The 19,624-nt window shown below is 41.4% G+C and carries 15 protein-coding genes; 4 read left to right on the top strand and 11 right to left on the bottom strand.

The annotated features are described in order from the left end of the window. Positions 1-27: 27 nt before the first annotated feature. The 5 genes from JI665_RS04740 to JI665_RS04720 all read right to left on the bottom strand — a co-directional run bounded on the left by JI665_RS04740 (position 28) and on the right by JI665_RS04720 (position 4,232). Positions 28-507 carry a GlcG/HbpS family heme-binding protein gene (locus JI665_RS04740; protein ID WP_206836914.1) on the bottom strand — a complete coding sequence of 160 codons (480 nt, stop codon included), beginning with the start codon at positions 505-507 and terminating at the stop codon, positions 28-30. Between the two features lie 18 nt (positions 508-525). Then, complete coding sequence (locus JI665_RS04735; RefSeq protein ID WP_206836911.1) at positions 526-1,998, bottom strand: aldehyde dehydrogenase family protein; 1,473 nt, start codon at positions 1,996-1,998, stop codon at positions 526-528. A 112-nt stretch (positions 1,999-2,110) separates the two neighbouring features. Continuing rightward, positions 2,111-2,842 (bottom strand): TenA family transcriptional regulator, encoded by a 732-nt coding sequence (locus JI665_RS04730; protein ID WP_206836908.1) that lies wholly within the window; start codon positions 2,840-2,842, stop codon positions 2,111-2,113. Positions 2,843-3,067: 225 nt separating this feature from the next. Further along, positions 3,068-3,838, bottom strand: a complete 771-nt coding sequence (locus JI665_RS04725) for a creatininase family protein (RefSeq protein ID WP_206836905.1) — start codon at positions 3,836-3,838, stop codon at positions 3,068-3,070. A 61-nt stretch (positions 3,839-3,899) separates the two neighbouring features. Continuing rightward, the gene (locus tag JI665_RS04720) at positions 3,900-4,232 is read right to left on the bottom strand and encodes a 2Fe-2S iron-sulfur cluster-binding protein (protein WP_206836903.1); all 333 of its coding nucleotides are present in this window, start codon (positions 4,230-4,232) and stop codon (positions 3,900-3,902) included. A 623-nt stretch (positions 4,233-4,855) separates the two neighbouring features. On the opposite strand from JI665_RS04720, the gene JI665_RS04715 reads away from it, so the two are divergent. Next, entirely contained in the window at positions 4,856-5,191 is a 336-nt protein-coding gene (locus JI665_RS04715; protein ID WP_206836899.1) for a hypothetical protein, read from the top strand. A 558-nt stretch (positions 5,192-5,749) separates the two neighbouring features. Continuing rightward, entirely contained in the window at positions 5,750-7,132 is a 1,383-nt protein-coding gene (locus JI665_RS04710; RefSeq protein ID WP_206836898.1) for a hypothetical protein, read from the top strand. Positions 7,133-7,157: 25 nt separating this feature from the next. Here the strand turns inward: JI665_RS04710 and JI665_RS04705 are convergent, their stop codons facing one another. Continuing rightward, positions 7,158-7,838, bottom strand: a complete 681-nt coding sequence (locus tag JI665_RS04705) for an NAD(P)-binding domain-containing protein (RefSeq protein WP_206836895.1) — start codon at positions 7,836-7,838, stop codon at positions 7,158-7,160. 95 nt (positions 7,839-7,933) lie between these two features. Beyond that, entirely contained in the window at positions 7,934-9,379 is a 1,446-nt protein-coding gene (locus tag JI665_RS04700; RefSeq protein ID WP_206836892.1) for a hypothetical protein, read from the bottom strand. Between the two features lie 556 nt (positions 9,380-9,935). Between JI665_RS04700 and nadX the strand changes: the two genes are divergently transcribed. Continuing rightward, entirely contained in the window at positions 9,936-10,742 is an 807-nt protein-coding gene (gene nadX / locus JI665_RS04695; RefSeq protein ID WP_206836889.1) for an aspartate dehydrogenase, read from the top strand. 29 nt (positions 10,743-10,771) lie between these two features. On the opposite strand, the gene JI665_RS04690 is transcribed toward nadX, so the two are convergent. Beyond that, complete coding sequence (locus JI665_RS04690) at positions 10,772-11,446, bottom strand: GntR family transcriptional regulator (RefSeq protein WP_206836886.1); 675 nt, start codon at positions 11,444-11,446, stop codon at positions 10,772-10,774. Positions 11,447-11,537: 91 nt separating this feature from the next. After that, positions 11,538-12,158: a spore protease YyaC gene (gene yyaC, locus JI665_RS04685; protein WP_206836884.1), complete on the bottom strand. Its 621-nt coding sequence runs from the start codon at positions 12,156-12,158 to the stop codon at positions 11,538-11,540. A 353-nt stretch (positions 12,159-12,511) separates the two neighbouring features. Here yyaC and JI665_RS04680 point away from each other — a divergent pair, with 353 nt between their 5' ends. Continuing rightward, on the top strand, positions 12,512-13,417 hold the full coding sequence (locus tag JI665_RS04680) for a DMT family transporter (protein WP_206837672.1): 906 nt from the start codon (positions 12,512-12,514) through the stop codon (positions 13,415-13,417). Between the two features lie 34 nt (positions 13,418-13,451). Here JI665_RS04680 and JI665_RS04675 read toward each other — a convergent pair whose 3' ends face one another. Both JI665_RS04675 and JI665_RS04670 read right to left on the bottom strand, forming a co-directional pair. Further along, positions 13,452-14,699, bottom strand: coding sequence for a helix-turn-helix domain-containing protein (locus JI665_RS04675; protein ID WP_206836881.1), 1,248 nt, complete (start codon positions 14,697-14,699; stop codon positions 13,452-13,454). Between the two features lie 110 nt (positions 14,700-14,809). Beyond that, the gene (locus tag JI665_RS04670; RefSeq protein ID WP_206836879.1) at positions 14,810-18,994 is read right to left on the bottom strand and encodes a S8 family serine peptidase; all 4,185 of its coding nucleotides are present in this window, start codon (positions 18,992-18,994) and stop codon (positions 14,810-14,812) included. Between the last annotated feature and the right edge of the window lie 630 nt (positions 18,995-19,624).

Here is a 19,624-nt window from a genome sequence, read left to right as displayed (position 1 = left end):
ATTAACAGCGAATGAGGTCCCTTTCTATTATTTTTTAATATCTGCCTCGGTTACGACTTCATAGCCGTCTTTCTCCAAATAAGATTGAAGGGCTTTTAATGCAGCGGTCCCAACAGCCGTATCCTGCTCGCCATTTCCTCCGCTGATGCCGATTCCGCCAACGACTTCACCATTAACCACAATCGGGAACCCTCCGACAAACACAGCAAATTTGCCATTAAGCATATGCTGGATGCCAAATGCCTCATTGCCTGGAAGAGCAGGCCCATTCGGTTCTTTGTTGAATAGATGGGTGGAGCGTTTATGGCCTGCTGCTGTGTAAGCTTTAGCAATCGCAATTTCAGGCCCGGTAATTCTTGCACCATTCATGCGCTCCAGGGCAATCACACTTCCGCCGTCATCGACAATTGCAATGGTTTCAAACACATTAATTTCCGCAGATTTTTCCTTTGCTGCTTCAATCATCAATTTTGCTTCTTCTAATTCAAGTTTTAGAGCAGTTTTCATCATCGTTCTCCTTTTGATTTAATAGCCAATATAAACGGTTTTCACCTGAGTGAAAAATTCCAGGCCGACTCTTCCTGACTCCCGGAAAGTAGCCGTGCTGGATTGCTTTAATCCTCCAAACGGTGCATTGATTAAGTTGCCGGTTGTTGTCCGGTTCACTTTTACGGTGCCTGCCTGAATATCTTTCGTAAACTGGCTGGCTGTTTTTAAGTTATTTGTCACAATAGAAGCAGATAAACCATAGTCAACGTCATTGGCAATCGCAATGGCTTCTCCATATGTATCTGCCTCGATCACGGCAATGACAGGGCCAAAAATTTCTTCCTTGGCAATGCGGTGATTTGGTTTAACATTAGTAAAAATGGCTGGCTGCACAAAATATCCTTTTTCATATTCACCTGATGTGAGGTGATCACCGCCATATACGAGATCAGCACCGTCTTCCTTGCCAAACTCAATATAATTCAGGACATTTTTCAGCTGTCTTTCATTTGCAAGCGGGCCGATCTTAACTCCTTCTTCAAAACCGCTGCCAATTTTAAGGGCGCTGGTTTTTTCAATCAATTTCTCCAAAAATGCTTCTTTTACTTCCTTCATCACGATCACTCTGCTTGTTCCTGTGCATGCCTGCCCAGTCAAAGAAAACCCGCCATTCACTGTTAATGTAGCCGCAAGGTCAAGGTCAGCATCGTCCATAACTAAAAGCGGATTCTTTCCGCCAAGTTCCATTTGAGTGCGGGTGGTGAATGAGCATTTACTATGGATGTCCTCTCCTGCAGCTGTAGAACCAGTGAAAGTGACAGCCTTGACTGCAGGATGGGTGACCAGTAAATCACCAACATCAGATGCTTTCCCAGTAACAAAGTTCAAAACGCCATTTGGTATACCGGCCTCGTGCAGCGCTTCAACAAGCCGAACGGCAATTAGAGGGGTATCTGAAGAAGGTTTGAACACAACTGTGTTTCCAGTAATTAAAGCCGGAGCAATTTTTCTCGCAGCAATGGAGATTGGAAAGTTCCATGGCGTGATCACACTTACCACCCCAAGCGGCTCTCTTTCCGTCGAAACTTTCATATTTGGATCATCATTCGGGAAGGTTTCACCTGTAAAGCTTTGTCCCTCGACCGCATAATAGCGAAGTGTCTGTGCGGAGCGCAGCACTTCATTTTTCGCATCATTGACATGCTTTCCTTCTTCCCTTGTCAGTTCTTCTGCATACTGGGCCGCATTTTCTTCGAGATGTGCTGCGGCCTTGTTTAAAATGGCAGCGCGCTTGGATGGAGCGGTTTTTGCCCAGCCAGGGAAAGCTTCACTGGCTGCTTCAATTGCCTCGTTCACATCGTTTTCATTGGATGCCTGAAAAACACCGACAACATCTTCCGTATTTGCAGGGTTCACACTATAAAACTTCTTCTGGCTCGCGGATTCCTGCCACTCGCCATTAATATAGTTTTTAAATGTTTCTACCTTTGTTGTAATCAAACCTATCACCTTACTCTCTGTTAAATTCTCCCTTTCCTGCTCCAGCTTCTCCTATTATAGAAAGGGCCGCCACATAGACCTCGATGGACAAGATTTAGTGTGACGGCCTGGATAATACTTATTATTTTGTTTCTACTAGAGATCCAAGATCCTGTTCAAGATATTCTCTCCATAGGCCATCCATGTACATGCGGCGCATTTTCGCACCTGTGCGGACTACTTCAAGGCAGCGCTGCTGTAATTCAGGAGTATCTGCATGGTCCAAAACAATCTTGTAGCCGCGTTCTCCATGGATTTCGTCAGATACAATGTGCAGATCGAAGAATTCGATTTCTTCATCTGTGAATCCGTATTGTGCACGGAGAGCTGGAGTCTGCTTTCGATAAATGTCCGGAACCTGGGACTCGAGGCCGACAACCAGAGCAGCCGTTGCAACAACGAAGTTTTCACGGGCAGCTACTGCATAGCACCAGCTTTGCAGGCCTAATGTGGTTGGAGCCATGTTTTCTGGGTCAATCACTCGTTCGCGGGTTGTTCCACATGCTTCAGCAAAGCGAATCAGCAAGTCTGTATGACGGTCTGCCGCAATTTCTTCTTCATACATGTTTTGAAGTGTAAAATCTTTTGCTGCTTCGAATTTCGGGTCGGTTGGAGTGTTGTGATAGATGTACGCTAAGTAGTCAGCAAAAGGTCCAACATAGTGATAATGGTTTTCTGCCCATTTGGCAAAGTGCTTTCTTTCCAGTTTTCCTTCAGCCCATGCTACAGTGAATGGAGCTTTCTGGCTATGGTTTCCTTTAATGGCTTCCTCTAGTTCTTTGCGAAATTCATCTTTCGATAATAACTCTGGCATTTGTAAACTCCTCCTCGAAATTTATGTAACCAATTGGCACTTGATATTTTGTATACCAAAACTTATTAAAAAATAATAGGTTGCTAATTTACAACCCTATTTAATTCTGTTTTTTTGGTCTTTGGTATACCTTAAGGAGATCATAACCTATTCTTTTTAAATTGTAAACATAATTTTTAGAATTTTTTAAAGATTATTTTTTCTCTGATGATAGATTCCAATAAATTAATAAAGCAGCTCCTCTTTCAGATCAAGCAGTTCGGAAAGTTCTTCAGAGAGATTATCCAGGGCTTCTTCAACGATTTGCTCTCCAATTTCCCTGCTCCCTTGCCGGCCATCACCAATACAGCCGTTTCCAGTCATTTCTTCATAGAAATAAAATCCCTGGACAGCTCTCCCAGGCCGAAGTCTTTCCCATCTTCCCCCTTCCTTGATATCTCCTTTTTCCAAGAGGTCCTCTCTTACCAGTTCAGGAGCAAGATACAGGGCTTCAGACACTTCACGTTCGCAGCTGTGGCCAAATAAAGGAGATTTTACATATTTCCCGATAGATTCCTTTGCAGATGCAGTGGTCTTTGCATAGTAGACTTCTACTTCCAATTCCTTTGTAATGGTCATGGCCGCAAGATTCAGTGCAGATTGGTTTCCGCCATGTGAATTCAAAAATAAAAACCTCTTAATGCCATGCTGTTTCAGTGAAGAAACCATGTCTGTAAGAATTGCAATCAAAGTAGCAGGCTGAAGTGCAATTGTTCCTGGAAAATGGATATGATGCTCGGAAACCCCCATGTTAACAGCCGGCGCCACAATAGCATATGGAAACATTCGCTGCCCCAGCTTAAATGCCATTCTCTCCGCAAGCACCGCATCACAGCTTTCCACCATATGTGGACCATGCTGCTCATGTGCTCCCACAGGAATAATGGCAAACTCTACTGTTTCCAGTGATTTTTCGACTTCCTTCCATGTCATCTTAGTAAGATCAAAACAATTCATTTTCTTGATACCCCGCTTGTTTTAGGTATTTTGTATACCATCTAATAATAAAAATAAAAAACTACTTTGAAATAGCTGCAGTTGTTTTCTTTGGCGGCATTATAGAGATGTTTTCCTGGGATATTTCAATGTCGTTTTGGATGGTCATTTGACAGGTTAACCGGTACCCTTCCTTCACTTTGTCGCCAAGCATTTTTTCTTCCTTCCAATTTGGCGGAGCGAGATCATCTCCCCCATTTAATACAATGCACGTACATTTTGTGCATCTTCCCATGCCGCATCCATATTTTAATTCCGGAAACTGGCGGATCCCTGCCAGAACAACCAAATTAGCATTATCCTTTACCTGCTTTTCCACAATCTCCCCATCCACATGAAGCGTAACCTTCGGCATAAAATTACCCCTTTCAGTTTATTCTAAAAATTTAGATACTTTTTCAAAGTATACAACCTTTCGGGAAGATTAGCAAACTCGTTTTTTATTTTTCTGTGTTTGGCGAATATAGGAAGGTGTCTTTTACTGGATTGACTGCCATTCTTCCTTGAATGCGATTAATTTCGCCGTTATCCAGCCCCAATTAGTACCGTTTTTCCTTGTGTGCGATTAAATTCGTCGTTAATCAGCTCGGTTAACTACCATTTTCTTTGAGTTTTATTATTTTCGTCGTTATCCGGCCGCATTAAATACCTTTTTCTTTGAGTTCGATTAATTCCGTCGTTAATCAGCGGGATTAACTGCCATTTTCTTGAGATCATTATTTTTGGTCGTTAATCTGCCAGATTGACTCCCACTCTTTTTACTCACCTCTATCTTTTTAAAGAAAAGTAGAACTGATTTTCACCGAATTATTAAAAAATTTAGAATATATTATTGAATATTTCAAAACCATAGTATAAAATAAACGTAAGTGGAATGGTATACAATATCCCAAAGAAGAGGAGGTTGCCTCACGAGCTACATATGATCAATTCTGGATTTTGTAACTAATTTCAAACAAAACTAAGGGAGTGTTTTAATTGGGTAAATATATTGTATTAACAAATAAAGATACTTTCCAGACGATACTTGAAAACGAGGGTCTAAAGCCGGTTGAGACATATCATTTTTATTTCTTCGATAACCTGAAGGCAAAGTACACAATCGCGGAAGTTTTGGATGAGAATATGAAAATCCAGCTTTATGAAGAGTATGAAGGTAAAGAGTATGTGAATCATATTGGTGTTAAATTTTTTGAACGGTTTGAAACGCTGGAAGCAGCCAGAGAAGAATTGGATGAAATAGTAAAAGCTTCAGGCAATAGCGAAGACTCCATTCATTCCAAACTGGTAAAAACCGATGAAGCAGCAGTATAAATGTCATTACTAAACCCGGAGGAAGCCGCTCTTCTTCCGGGTTTTCTGTTCACATGTAAAGGGGTAGCGAGTTGCCCAAGAAGGAACGCTGACTAAGAACGCCATCTCCTCCCAAAAGCTACCGCTTTCGGTCGTGCGATGTTTAAGGCTGACGAAGCCTTCCTTGTCCTGGTGGCCTCACCTGGAGGGGTAGGGTGTTTGCGCTATACAGTTTTCTGAGTTCAAAGTTTCTAACTTTCTTATTCTATAGAAAAAACCGCCAAATAATGGCGGCCTGACTAGAATTTTAATGTTCTTCTTAAACGGGCTAATTTTCTTTCTGTTTTCTCAATTGCATATTTGGATCCAAATAAAAAATGGAACATGGGGGCAGCCTCCTTTTTTCTCTAACCTGTTATTTTAATTATATTATGGATTTTAAAAATTTACAACAAAATTGTATACCAAATACCAAAATTTCATATAAAACGCGGCTGAATTTTGAACAAATAAAGAGATTATTGCAATTTGGTATACAATTCAATATTCACTTCATTAAAGATCGCGAGGGTGTCTGATATGCTGAGAGTTTTATTTTTGACTGTGATTGGTTTATATTTGCTGTCCACTTTGCTTCCGCAATGGAATATCGATCCCCTCCTCTCTGTCCTGAGTTTTATCATAGTCGTTTTGACCTTTAGGCTTGCGAAGAAATTTGTTCAGATTCTGGGTGGCGTGTTCCTGGCTTTTGGTGCTGTCCTGCTTTGGACAAGCGGCTCAGAGTGGCAGCAATATATTCTTGCCTTTGGGCCAATGCTTGATTTGCTTACCATGTTTACGTTAATACCGATCCTGGGCATCCCGATTAAAGTTGGGCGGTACGGGGAAGGCATCCAGGCTATCATTCAAAAACGAATAAAAACATCTGGTCATTTATATATGATGACTTCGGGAATTTCTTACTTTTTTAGCATTTTTATGAATCTTGCCACTCTTCCCATGACGTATTATTCAATCCGGCCGGCACTCGGGGGCTTTCCCGTGAGAAATAAGGAACGATTCATGAGCAGAGCGATTTCCAGGGGGTTTGCCATGCCTTTAATTTGGGCGCCAGTAACGCCTATTGTGGGAATAGTGATTACGATGACGGGAGTCAGCTGGGTATCCATCCTCCCCTATGTCATTCCGCTGAGCATATTGGGCTTAGCAATGGATTGGTTTATTGGTTCCCGTCAATCCCAGCCTATGAAACTCCAGCACGCTGGAGAAGAATCTGTGCACGAAACAGCGGCAGCCCTGGAAGTGAACAATGCCGGCCGGCCGGGCAGAGTTTTTCAAATCCTTTTTGCCATCGCTATTTTTAATGTTCTTGTTTCCCTTGCTGAGACGCAGTTTTCTTTGCCTTTCTTAATCCTTGTTTCTTTGATCGTTATTCCATTTGCATTCAGCTGGTCCCTTATTTTAAAAAAAGGGAGAGAATTTGGCGATCAGCTTGCCGGCCATTTCAATTCCTTCGCCATGAGCATGAAGGATCAATTTTTCATCTTTTTATCAACTGGCTTTTTTATCTCAGCTATTAACTTTTCTAAGGCAAATGAAGTCCTTTATGGCTGGATTGCAGCTTTTATAAACGTTGCAGGGGTCGAAGTTTTCCTGATTATCCTGCCTTTGATTCCTTTAGGGCTTGCCTTTCTGGGGCTTCATCCAGCTGTCTCACTTGCATTGATGATTGAAGGCGTAAACCCGGCAGCCATCGGGATTTCCCCTCACATTCTGACAGTTGCCATGCTGTCAGGGGCTGTTTCCGCCTTCTTAGTGGGTCCATATAATGCCACTCTTGGACTCATGTCCAACATTATCAAAGTAGATTCCTATAAAGTCTCCAACTGGAATATGCCTTTCGCGGCAGTTTATGTTGCTTGTGTGATGCTCTATTTGTTTTTACTGGAAAGATTGTTCTAATAGAAAAAGCTGCTGATCAACTAGTTTAATCAGCAGCTTTTTTAGTGGACTTTTGTATTTCATTGACAATCTCCTGTGCAAAATGCCCCAAGGTGCCTTCACTGTAAGAGCGGATAACTTCAGGTGCCAGGGAGGCGAGAGCTCTTTTGATGTATGCAGGGGGATAATTTTTGCGGATAAAATCATCCTCGATTTCGACTGCTGTCTTGACAGCAAAAAATGTAGCCAGTTTGTTTATTTCTGATAATCTGTCTTCACTGTCCTTTACTATTTCCCCCAAAGGCTTGAAAAGATCCACTATCGGATCCGGCAGCTGGTCCTCTGAAATAAACAACCCATTTCCATTCTCCATTAAATCTCTCGAATGCCCCATGTATTTTAATCCGTATACCTTGCAGGAAGGGAATCTTCCTCTAATACTGTTCGTTGAAAGCGCAGTCGCCATGTTGATGAAATCGATAGAAGATTCCACAGGAAACATACTTTCTATAAAAGAAATCACTTTTCCGGCAGGTAAAGCGAGCAGAATCACATCCATTTGCTTCAGCTCGTCATCGGTTAAAGGGCATCCGTTTGGGAATTTTTCAGCAAACTGTTCTGCCTTTGACCTGTCGGGATGATAAAAGCCGATTGAAAGATTAGATTTATGCCATTGAGTCATCATGGCAGTCCCCAATTTTCCAATCCCTGCTAAACCTATTTTCATCATGTGCCTCCTATTCTGTCTGAAAAAAAGACTATCCCCTAAGTTAGTATATTCTAACTTTGCAGGATAGCCTTTTATTTTTCAAGATTACTGTTTTACCAAATTAATATAGCAATTAATGTGGCAATAAAAAGACTGGCGACAACAGGAATAAAGTTTTTCCTGGCCAGTTCCAAAGGTGAAAGCTGGAGGAACCCTGCTACTGCCACAAGGGAGGACCAGGCAACAATCGTTCCTCCACCCCAGATGGCGCCCATCTGCCCGATCGCTGCCAATGTGGAAGGGTCGATATGGCTTCCATTTGCCAAAGCACCGGATAAGGCACCTGTTAACGGCAGCCCAGAAAAGCCTGAACCATCCAAGCCAGTAATTAAACCTACTATCAAGAGACCAAAACCGGCAATAAAGGCATTTTCAGGAATATAAGCCTGGCCTGCCTGTATCATATCGAACAAAAACGCAGGTTTGGAAGCGTTTTCATCTAAGGATAGTATCGTGCCGGTGAAGTCTGAGCTTCCCATAAAGAAGAAACCTGCTATTGGAATAACCGGGGCCATCGCTCTAAAGGCAAATACAAACCCTTCGGTTAAATGCTCGCTTATTTTATCCAAGGCATGGATGCGATTAAATGCCACGGTGGCAAGCACTAATAAAAGTGTCGCTACCCCGCCGATAAAGGCAGCTCCATCTGTTCCTTCAAATCCGGATCCGCCTGTTAACTTTGTTGAGAACATATACACCATAACAGCCAGCATGGATAAAGGCACTAATACAGCAAAGACCTTACCCCATGTGTTTTTTCTCTGGATGGTTTCAGCACTTTCTTCAGCAGTGGCCGCAAGTTCATTGGCTACACCAAAATATGCTGAATCCTCAGGATTTAGCGAGGAGTCATGGTGGCCATTTTTGACAATAGATTTTCTATGCGCCAAATAAATATAGGCCAATGCGCTTACTCCTGTAATGAGGGAAAGAACTAATGTCTTATCTGCAACCAGTGCTTTATCAATTCCAGCCGCTTTGGCACTTAGCATCGGTGCTACCTGCATGATATAATCAGAAGAAAGCGCCATTCCCTGGCCAGCAATGACTATAACCATGGCAGCCGTCATCACAGGCAGGCCAGCCCTGACCGCTGCCGGGACCAGCAATGCACAGATAAGCGGGACAGCAGGAGTAGGCCAGAAAAAGAGTGAAATAACATAAGTGGTAACCATTAATACTAAATAGGACACATGCCCGTTGATCATTACCTTCTCAATTGGTCCGATAAGCCTTTTATCAGCTCCCAGATCTTTCAAAGAATTAAGAAGCGCAATCATGAGGGAGATGATCAAGAATATACTGAATAGCTCTTTTGCCGCAAGGAGATTAGCGTTAAAGACCGCCTGGAAGCCAGCGATCAGACTTCCTTTATAGATGACTGCCACAAAGAAAGTTCCGATGATAACAGGCAGGACAACGCCTCTTCTGAAAAGCATCGTTGCGATTACAGACACAGTAACAATTGCATATACCCAATGAGCAAATGTTAACTCCATATATTCCCCTCCGTTTTTCGTTATAAAAAAATCTCTTTATAAATAGATTGCAAAAGACAGATTGCAGGAGGCATGATCTGTTTTTCTACAGCTGACTATGTAATACCTCAACACTTGGCTTATTCAGGAGGTTTTGAAACTTTTTCCAAAAAGCATACTGCATTTGGTGGATTGTATACCAAACTAAACAAAAAACAAAAAGCGATAATCTCTGATGTGTTTGTTATCTGCGTGTACGCCATTCGAATCATACTATACTATTTTCTTATGCTCCTTCAGAAGTTCTTACCAAAAGATCAGCCTTTCTTCCTCTGGTACATGAGAATTTTGACCACCTCCCTTTTTCACTATATTTAACTTGTATACTATAATAACACTAAAAAAGAATATTGTGCAAATAATTTTGAAAATTTAGATGTTTTAATATTTTCTATAAAATATATTGCTCTCTTAATAAATTTAAGTTAAAATCTAGAATAAAATTGCACAAAGTATATCGTATACCAAAATTCAAGACTCCTATTGTTAGGGGTGATCCCATGAAGGAGTGATAAATATGCTTAAAGCTGGAATAATCGGTTATGGAACGCTGGGGAAGACTATTGCAGAATTAATTGAAGCCGGCCATGCCGGTGAAGTGGAGTTAAAGTCTGTGCTTGTTAGAAGAAAAAATAGTGCAGAACATGCAGACAAACAGACATTTGCTTTTATATCAAATGAAGCAGAATTTTTTAATGGGGATTTAGATATTATTATAGAGGCAGCGGGTCATCAGGCTTTACACATGTTCGCGGAGAAAGTGCTGGCAAATGGGAGCCATCTTGTAGTACTTTCCGTTGGAGCATTGGGAGACAACATTTTTTTTGAACAGCTGCAGACTGTGGCCATGCAGCAGAACCGGCAGATCTTTATTCCCTCTGCAGCTATCGCGGGCCTGGACCGGATTGCGGCAGGTGCATTGGGGGAAATTGAAGATATTACCTTAATTACTAGAAAGCATCCCCGCAGCTGGAAAGGTACGATAGCAGAAGAAAAAGTGGAATTACATACTCTGACAGAACCATTTTGTATTTATGAAGGCAATGCACGCGAGTCGTCCAAGCTCTTTCCGCAGAGCGTGAATGTATCAGCGGCCCTCAGCCTTGCAGGAATCGGCTTTGAAGACACAAAAGTAAAAGTGTATGCTGATCCAACTATCCAATCGAACACTCATACTATTAAAGCAAAGGGTTATTTTGGCGAAGTTGAGATATCCGTTTCGAATATTCCTTATGAGGAAAATCCAAAATCCAGTCCGATTGTCGCCATGAGTGTGGCCAAGGTTTTAAAAAATTTTACTTCGCCAATTGTGATTGGAGTGTAAAAAAATTAAGAAAGGGCTTCTGCTCTTTCTTAATTTTTCTTTTCACTTTGCTGCACCGCTTCAATATATGCTTTTTTTGAATTCTCAATATGTATTTTGGTCAGATATTCAGCCATTTCCATTTCTTTATTGACGATTGCTTCCATGATTTTCAAATGCTCCTCCATTGACTGCTTTGCCCTTCCCGGATTTTTATGCCCGATTTTGGCAAATGCGCGAATGTAATCGGATAATCCGCTCAGCATCTCATAAAGCTTCACATTTTTGGCAGAGCTATATAGGAGATGATTGAGCTCCCTATGTAATTCAGAAGCATCCTCTTCAGGATTGTTCAGGTATTCCTCGACCTTTCTTATGCTATCAGTGAATTTGCTTTCCATTTCTTTATCGAGCTTTTGAACAGCCAATTTTGCTGCCAGAACTTCAAGTGATGATAAAATGGTAAACACTTCGATAATTTCCTTTTCAGAAATATCGGCAACAATTACGCCTTTTCTTGGGACTGTCTTAACAAACCCCTGGGATTCCAGGCGGAACAGCGCTTCCCGAATGGGTGTCCTGCTGATGTTTAATCTCTCAGCAAGTTCTCGTTCCACCAGCCGGTCTCCCGCTTTAAATTCTCCGTCCAAAATAAGATCCTTAATATGCAGATAAACCCTCTCGCGTATCGAGATCAGATTATCTTCCGTCCAGTTATTCCCCATCCCTTTCCCTCTTTCTCTTTAGTATCCTTAGCTCATTATAACTTACCTATCGGGGTACAGCAATTTTTTGGCTGATTTACCCATTTCATGTTTACGGAACATTCATTTTTTCAATCATTCCTCTGGAAGTACGGTCATTTGCCGCTACACGCGAAATGATTTCCGCAATGATTTCAGCCAGTTTTAAAACCATGTATAATCTCGTGCTATTTAAGGAATGAACAGGTGATAATGGATCCAGCGTGTTTACAATTGCCTTCAAATGATAATCACCCACACTTGGAAGAGCCCGATTCACTGCATTTCCCGGGATAAATGACCCTTCCCTTATTAAAAGATAGCCGATTTGCCGCTCGTCTCCAAGGCAGGCATCTATGCCAAATATAAACGGATCATGGTGGGTTTCTTTGATTTCATTAATTACTTTCTTGATATTCAATGCGTGAACAGGCTCCTGCAAAGTCCCATAAACTGGATAAGTAATGTTTTTTTCCTTGAGAATTTTTCCTGCCAATGGCCCAAGAGAGTCTCCTGTTGAGCGGTCAGAACCAATGCACAAAATAACAATGTCCCTGGATGTGCTGTAAAAAATCTGTTTCAGCTTAGCTACCATCTTTTCGATTTCTGCTTCTTCGGTCGTTTCTTTAATGGAAATATAACTGGCTGCATTGACGACATTTTTGTTCTGTTTGCTTGATGAAAATGGCCACATCTTGGTCCCTCCTTTCCGGTAATCGATATTTATATTCCGAATCTTATTTATTTTTTAATTGATAATCATTCTTAGTGTATACAATTAGAGCGGCAATTGTAAATTTATTTAACGAATATATTAAATGTACTACCCCTGCATTAGGCGGCTTATCCGAAATTTTTAATTATCTTTCTACAATCATAATCGAAGCCCAAGCTAAAGTTCATCTTTTTTATCTTCCACACTTTTTGAAAAATCCCAGTAAAAATTAACTATTTCGCCTTTCGAAAAAGATGTTATAATACTATTTATAAAATTTTACAGAAATGAAGGCGAGTAGTTTGAAAAAGAGATTATGGCTTATTTATGGAATGCTGACTTTGGCTACTGCTACATGGGGCAGCGCATTTATTGCCGGCAAGTTTGCTGTTCAAAGCTTTGAGCCTGCAACAGTTGCTTTTTTGCGGTTTTTTGGAGCTGCCATCCTGCTTTTTCCGCTCATGTGGATCATGGAGAAAGACCGGAAACGACCGAATTTAAGGGATCATGGATTGTTTGCTCTTTTGGGCCTGACTGGAATTGCGCTGTATAATATTTGTTTTTTCCTGGCCACAAAGCATGCGCCAGTCATTAAAAGCTCATTATTTATTGCTTCAAACCCGGTGCTGATCGTCCTTTTATCAGGATTATTCTTAAAAGAAAAAATTACAAAGAATCATATCATTGGAATGGCCGTTGCTTTGACAGGTGTAGTGTTTATTATTACAGATGGCCATTTGCTCACTCTTTTCCAATACGGCTTTGAACCGATTGACTTCGTATTGCTGGGTGCTGTGATCAGCTGGGCCATCTATAGTGTTGTGGGGAAAGTGGTATTGAAAAAATTCAGCTCAGTGGAATCCACTACTTATGCAGTTGCCTATGGAACCTTATTTCTATTGCCATTCGCTTCGGCTGAAACATCGTGGATGGATATCCGGCAAGCCAGCATGACGACATGGGCCGCGATCGCCCATATGAGCATTTTTGTTACAGTGGTTTCATTTGTGATGTACTATAACGGGATTAAAGAGGTCGGTGCGGCCAAGGCCTCCATTTTTATTAATGTGATGCCTGTATCTGCCGTTATAATGGCTACGGTCTTTTTGGGTGAAACGTTCACCATGGCTCATGGAATAGGGGCAGCATTTGTTCTGACTGGTGTTTATATAGGAACAAATGCGAAAATGTTTCAGAGAAAGCTGCCTAAACAGTCAATGAAAAATGAGACAGCATAAAATGCAGTCTCATTTTTTTTTGCTCAAAAAAATTCTACTCGTGATCATAATAGCTTTTCTGTTTATGTATAAAAGAACGTGCGAGCTCTATCGCTTTTTGAGCCTCGCCTTTTTCTGAGTAAAAGTGGAAAAGCTTTTTCTCATAATGGTCGATTAAAATGCCATAGCCAATTTTTTTAAAGTACGGCAAGGCTGTTTCCTCAATAAATTGATAGTATTGCTGTTCTTCCTTTTTCAATAGATGGAGATGAAGCTGAAAATAAATCCAGGTATATGAATCAGCTGCTTTTGCCCTCTCCATGCCTTCTTCAGCTAATTTTATTAGCGCACTGCCGGCCTGAAGTTTTCCTTTATAACAGGTATGGATGTATCCATCTAAAGCAGTTAAATAGTGAGGAGCATTTTCGGCCGTAAGCTTCAGTGCTTCCTCATAAAGGCCTGCTGATTCACTGTATTTCTTTCGGCGAAAATATTCAAATGCCAGATTATGATAAAGCTTGGATTTTCGGTCACCTGAATTACACGCATCACATAGCTTAATTAACTGTTCATATTTTTCCTTGGTATCATTAAAATCATGCAGTTCCTTGGCATTTAGCTGAACAATCAGCAGCATTTCTGTGTCGATAATGCGGAGGATATTTAAGGTTCTTTGAAAATATTGAAGAGCCTTTTTGCCATAATAATAGGCTGTGATATTTGAATGGATGGAATGGTAAGCAATTGCTAAATGGTAATAGTATTCATCATAGCTGTACTGATCTCTGTCAATAGAAGCTAAACAGCTGATACAGTCACGGTATTGGCCTGTAAGAAAGTAATAGATGCCCTGGATATGCTTCAACAGATTCGCATCATGAGGTGAAAAGGCAGGAGAAGTTTTACTAAGATCCGAAATCAACTTTGATGCTGACTCCAAATCACTTACAGATAAATAGTATCTGGCTGAAAGCAGACCATATAGAGTCTGAAAATCAGGCATATGAATCAGTTTTTCAACCTGCAGTTCCTTTTTTATCTGTTCAGATTCCTGTACACGCTGCATGATCATGCTCTCATGCCATTCATTCAGCCTCTTTGCAAGCTGCTGATATCGCAGTATTTCCTCTTCGGCATTAATGCCGAGCCTCCTGGCCAGAAGATGTGTTATTTCTCCCGAGTATTCGGTAATTCCCCGTTCAATTTTACTCAAATGGGTTACCGAACAAATCCCTTCCCCCAGCTGACCCTGAGTCAGGCCTTCTCTTTCCCTGTAAAACTTAATTATTTTCCCAATGATCATGCTGCACCTCGGTATTAAAGTTTCTATTATTATAGTGAAATCACCAGTAATTTTCTATAGGTTAATAGAAACAGGCAGGAGAACGTTTCTCCCGCCTTTCTGTGCAATTCTTATTTTTCTTTTGGCTCCAATCCAATCATTTTCAGGAAATCTCCAAGGCCTTTTTTCCCTATTGTTTCTTTCGGCTGATTTCCTTTTCCTGCTAATGAGCCTTTCGTTAAGAAATTCTTTTCAATCCATCTGACATCTGTTTCATCGACCACCCCATCCTGGTTAATATCGAGATGAGAATTTTCAGGAGCTTTCTTGCCATAATGATCAACAGCTTCTTTCAGATCCCGGATATCAACAATCTGATCCTGGGTAACATCCCCTGCAAGGTTATCTTCGGGGTTAATTCTCACATACAGGCCTTGCTGCTCTCCCTCTTTTTCAATGCTTGCCATTACATTCTTATATTCAGCCATATGGCCAGGCACCTCGACATAGACGGTATAAGCTTTTTTATCTGCTGGTACAATCACTTCAAAGAGGCCCCTGCTGTCCATTGTTCCCTCATATATCTTTCCATTTGCAGCTTTAGCGAAGACTGTTGCCTTAAGCTTGGTAAAATCGTATTTGTTATCAATCCAGCCTCCGGAGGTTAAGAAAGCTTCCGGTGCTATATTCCCGGTTATTCTTGAATGTGAGGAATTGAATTCAAAATGATTCAAGCTATATGCCGGAATTTTCTTTTCTTCACTTTCTCCCTGTTTTTTATAAGATAACTCCTTTAAACCAATGGAAGAGTATCTCGAGTAATTCGTATCATCTGCGACCTTAAAAGTGACATCTAGGAATGGCATATCCCCATTGATGCCTTCGAAACCAGCTTTTGAAAGTGATGCTCCGACCTTAACTCCTGATTGGGCAACAACAGGTTCATCCAATTCTATAGAAATTCCTTCTTCATCAGCAAATTTTTGAAGCTTTGAATTCACCTTAACTTCCTGGAATTCAAAGAAATTAAGGAAAGGCTGCACCTCAAATGAGCCTGAAACAAATTTCTTCACATTATTTAAATCAAGGGTCATGGTAATCTCATCATTCAGCTTTACACTGCTCTTATCAAATCGGCTGGTTGCATGTTCGGTGCCTTCCTTCATGAACACATATTGAGGACTTGAAAATGTGTTTGCCGCTGTGCCCATATCCCAAGGGAACAGCTTTAACTGATAAGGTCTGGCTTCATATTCTTCCGGCAGCACACCAAATTTTGAAGCTCCATCATCTTCAAGCTTGAGAAATCCGCTAATAAATGGGCTGCCATTTTCATAGTAAGCAGCTGTATTGGTTTTTTGAGTAAAATCCATTCCTTTTGACTGCAGCAGGTCAACTGTTTTATCTGTAATATTTCCATGTACCCAGAATGCGTGATGGCCATCTTCATCTGTCAGCATGCCATCATTTATTTCGATGACTCCCGGTTCAATATCCAGATCGACTTCCGGCGGGGTATTATCTACGATACCGACACTCTCGTAATGATAACTTTTCCCTTCGGCATCCCGGCTTATCAGATCAAGTACATAATCACCCTCTGGCAGTTTTTGAATGTAATCAGCTATTGGCTGCTTCTTATTCCCAGTGAATGGATAAACAAGTCCCCTGTGTCCAAAAAAGATCAGGTATTCCTTGTCAGGGACTGCCTGGCTGCCGTCATAGCTTCCTACGAGCCCTACAGCCTTGCCTGTTTTGGCATCTTTGACAATCAGGTCGAACGTTTCCATTGGACTTTTAAACTTAAAGACAAAGTGAGAACCTGGTGCATAGTATTGATGGAATGGCGTATCTGTTGTAACAGAAGGTGAGAGCGGCTCGGCATAGGAAATCCCTTTGTCTGTAACTCTTATAGCAAAAGGAATTTGGTAGCGGTCATTTGGATTTGCCTGATTAACCACATGAATATAGCCTTCATAACGGCCGATTTCAGCCGATTTTGGAATGACAATTCCAGCCTCAATTTGCTCTGTTTTCCCTGCTCCAATTGTCAGCGATTCAGGGATATGGACTTTCATATTATTTTTATTTCCATCCTGTACGCCTTCCCGTGCTGCATGATATTCCACTTCTACTCTAAATGATTGATCCTGTTTGCTATTATTCGCCACTTGTATGCTTCGGCTGTCCTCAATATCTGCATTGTCCAGATAATGGCTGCCGTAGCTGATGGAGCCTGTAATCTCATCTACTTGGATGTATTCTCCGTTTTCTATATGATCGGTTTGATCCTTTACTTTGAATGATATGTCCGAATGAACAGCCTGATAGGCATCTACCCGGCCAGCCCCCACTTCATATACTGAGTAATCGCTCTTTAAATCATCAGATGTGTTCATTAGAGATGTTTTTACAGTGAAAGGGTCCATGTCTGGATTTTGCTGAAGCATAAGTGCCGCCACACCCGCAATATGAGGAGTCGCCATAGAGGTTCCATTCAGTCTCGCGTAGGCAGAGCTATAATCCTGCCCCTCTTCCGGGTGGTTCATGAATTCCGGATAAGTGGAGAATATGGACACTCCTGGTGCCACAAGATCCGGTTTTATATCATAATTACTGTTAACAGGCCCTCTTGAGCTGAAGTCTGCAAGAGAATCTCCTTCTGTTTTAACCTGGGTAAGCTGATCAAATGTAATAGTTGCTTCAGGATTCCCTTTTAAAAAGTCTCCAGCTGCTTTCGTAAGCTGGAACGTTGGAATATATTTGGCGTTTTCTCCTATATAGGCAGGTATTTCACCTTCAGTGTTATTAAAAATAATGACAGCTGCTGCGCCTGCATTTTTAGCATTTTTCACTTTCTCCTCAAATGTAAGCTCTCCTCGTTCAATTAATGCAATTCTGCCAGCTAACTCTTTCCCTGTAAAATCTCCTGGTTTACCCAATCCAGTAAACACAACAGGATACGATTTGCCTTCCAGAATTTTTAAGTCATCAGAAAAATTCTTGGCAAGTAATTTCATAGATTCAAAAACCTTGTCGCCTGCACTGGCTTTAAAAGCCGGAATGGAAATGGCTGCATCACTCGCACCTACTGTAATCCCAAACGCGCTTGTACCTGGCGACCCAAGAGTCTTTTCACTTGGGCCCGCATTTCCGGCTGCCACAACGGAAACGACACCTGATAGCATCGCATTATTTATCGCCACTGATGTAGGGTATAAAGGATCGTTTACACTGGCACCAAGGGATAAATTAATCACGTCCATGCCATCCTCAACAGCTTTATCAATGCCTGCAAGCACTCCATCTGTCGTACCTGAACCATACGGGCCGAGAACTCTGTATGCAAATAAATCTACATCAGGTGCAACTCCTTTTACAGCATAATCAACTGCATTGTCTTTTTGCGCAGCAATTGTGCCGGAGACATGCGTACCATGGGAAGTATAATAGGCAGAGCTATTTAGAAACTCAGGCATACTCGCTGCTTTCCATTCATCATAGGTCGCTTCCATTGGGTCAGCATCATTATTGATAAAATCCCAGCCTTTCACAGAGGCAGGATCGACTGCTTCTGGATCTTGTCCGTTTTCAGCACGGTATCCTTTATAAGAATCTTTTAAGTCAGGGTGGGTATAATCAATACCTGTGTCCAGTACTCCAACCTTGATTCCTTTTCCGGTAACCCCTTCATCGTGAAGCTTATCCACACCGATTTGGGGAATGCTGTCTGCCATCTTCGGCTTCATTTTAATTTCCTCTTCTGAAGGAAGATCCAGCTGGACCTGGGCATTGCTCCAAATCCGCTTTACTTCGCCTGATTGCAAGAGTTCCTCCACCGCTATACCCGGCAGTTTCATTGAAACCCCATTGAATGCATTTTTGTATTCGCGTTTCACTTCAATTTTACTGGCTTCATACAATGAACTGCTTTTCCTAGCCCTCAGTTTGCTAATATGGGCTTTGAATTCACTGTGGGATTTTTCTACTTTTTCTTTAGCTGAGTGAAGAGAGAGTTTTTTGCCGTTCAAAGCTTCCTTCTTTACCTCCACCTTTGCAGGAGCCTGGTTAAATTCCACAATGACTTCGACCAGCTCAGGAGTGGTTGTATTTACTTCAGGGGAAATAATAAATCCCGGCACTATCTCAAGCTGTTCTAAAGCTTCCCTTTGTTCTTTCGAAAGGCCATTTAGGATTTTTTCCGCTTCATCTACTGTGACTTCCGGCTTCTGTGCAAGCACATTAAATGGAATGGCAGCAGAGAACAATAAACTTGCAGCTAGTGCCCCTTTTAATAGATTATTGCGTGACTTCATATTTTTCCTCCTGCTCTTTAATTGATGGAAAAGTAAGAATACTTACTATATTTATCTTAAAGGGGATAGTTGTGAACAGTAAATTGGGGTAATTAAAGAGGTACATTACTACTAAATTTCTTGTTTTCTGCTGATATTTATCTTGAAAATAGGATAAAGAGCACCTTGATAGGATAGAGAAAAATATAAATTTGGAAGAATGGGATATTGATTACCCCAAATGGGTGATCGGGGGCAGGTTTTTGAAGGGAAACTTTTATTTCATTGGCTTTATGACGAATTTCTCTATTCCTTAATTCTTTATTTGCCGTGGGGTTCATATCTTTCCTCGCCTGCATTTTCGTCGACATGAACACTCCTTGGCGACTGTTTTCCTTTCCCCCCTTCCGGTTTCGTCTTCATGAAAGCTCCATGACGACCGTTTTCTTTTCCCCCCTTGCATTTTCGTCTTCATAAACACTCCTTGGCGGCCGTTTTCTCTTCCTCCCTTCTGTTTTCGTCGTCATTAGCACTCCTTGGCGACAGTATTACTTCCCTATAATCGCCATGACTCTTCAGAAAATCTATTAATGAATTTAAAAACAAAAAAAGACACTCCCCCAATCAGAAGTGTCCAATCTGCGATATTTA

Source organism: Bacillus sp. NTK034, from assembly GCF_017303275.1.
GTDB lineage: Bacteria > Bacillota > Bacilli > Bacillales > Cytobacillaceae > Cytobacillus.
The sequence above is the reverse complement of the archived record's forward strand: the minus strand, read 5'-3'. Positions and strand labels throughout refer to the sequence as shown.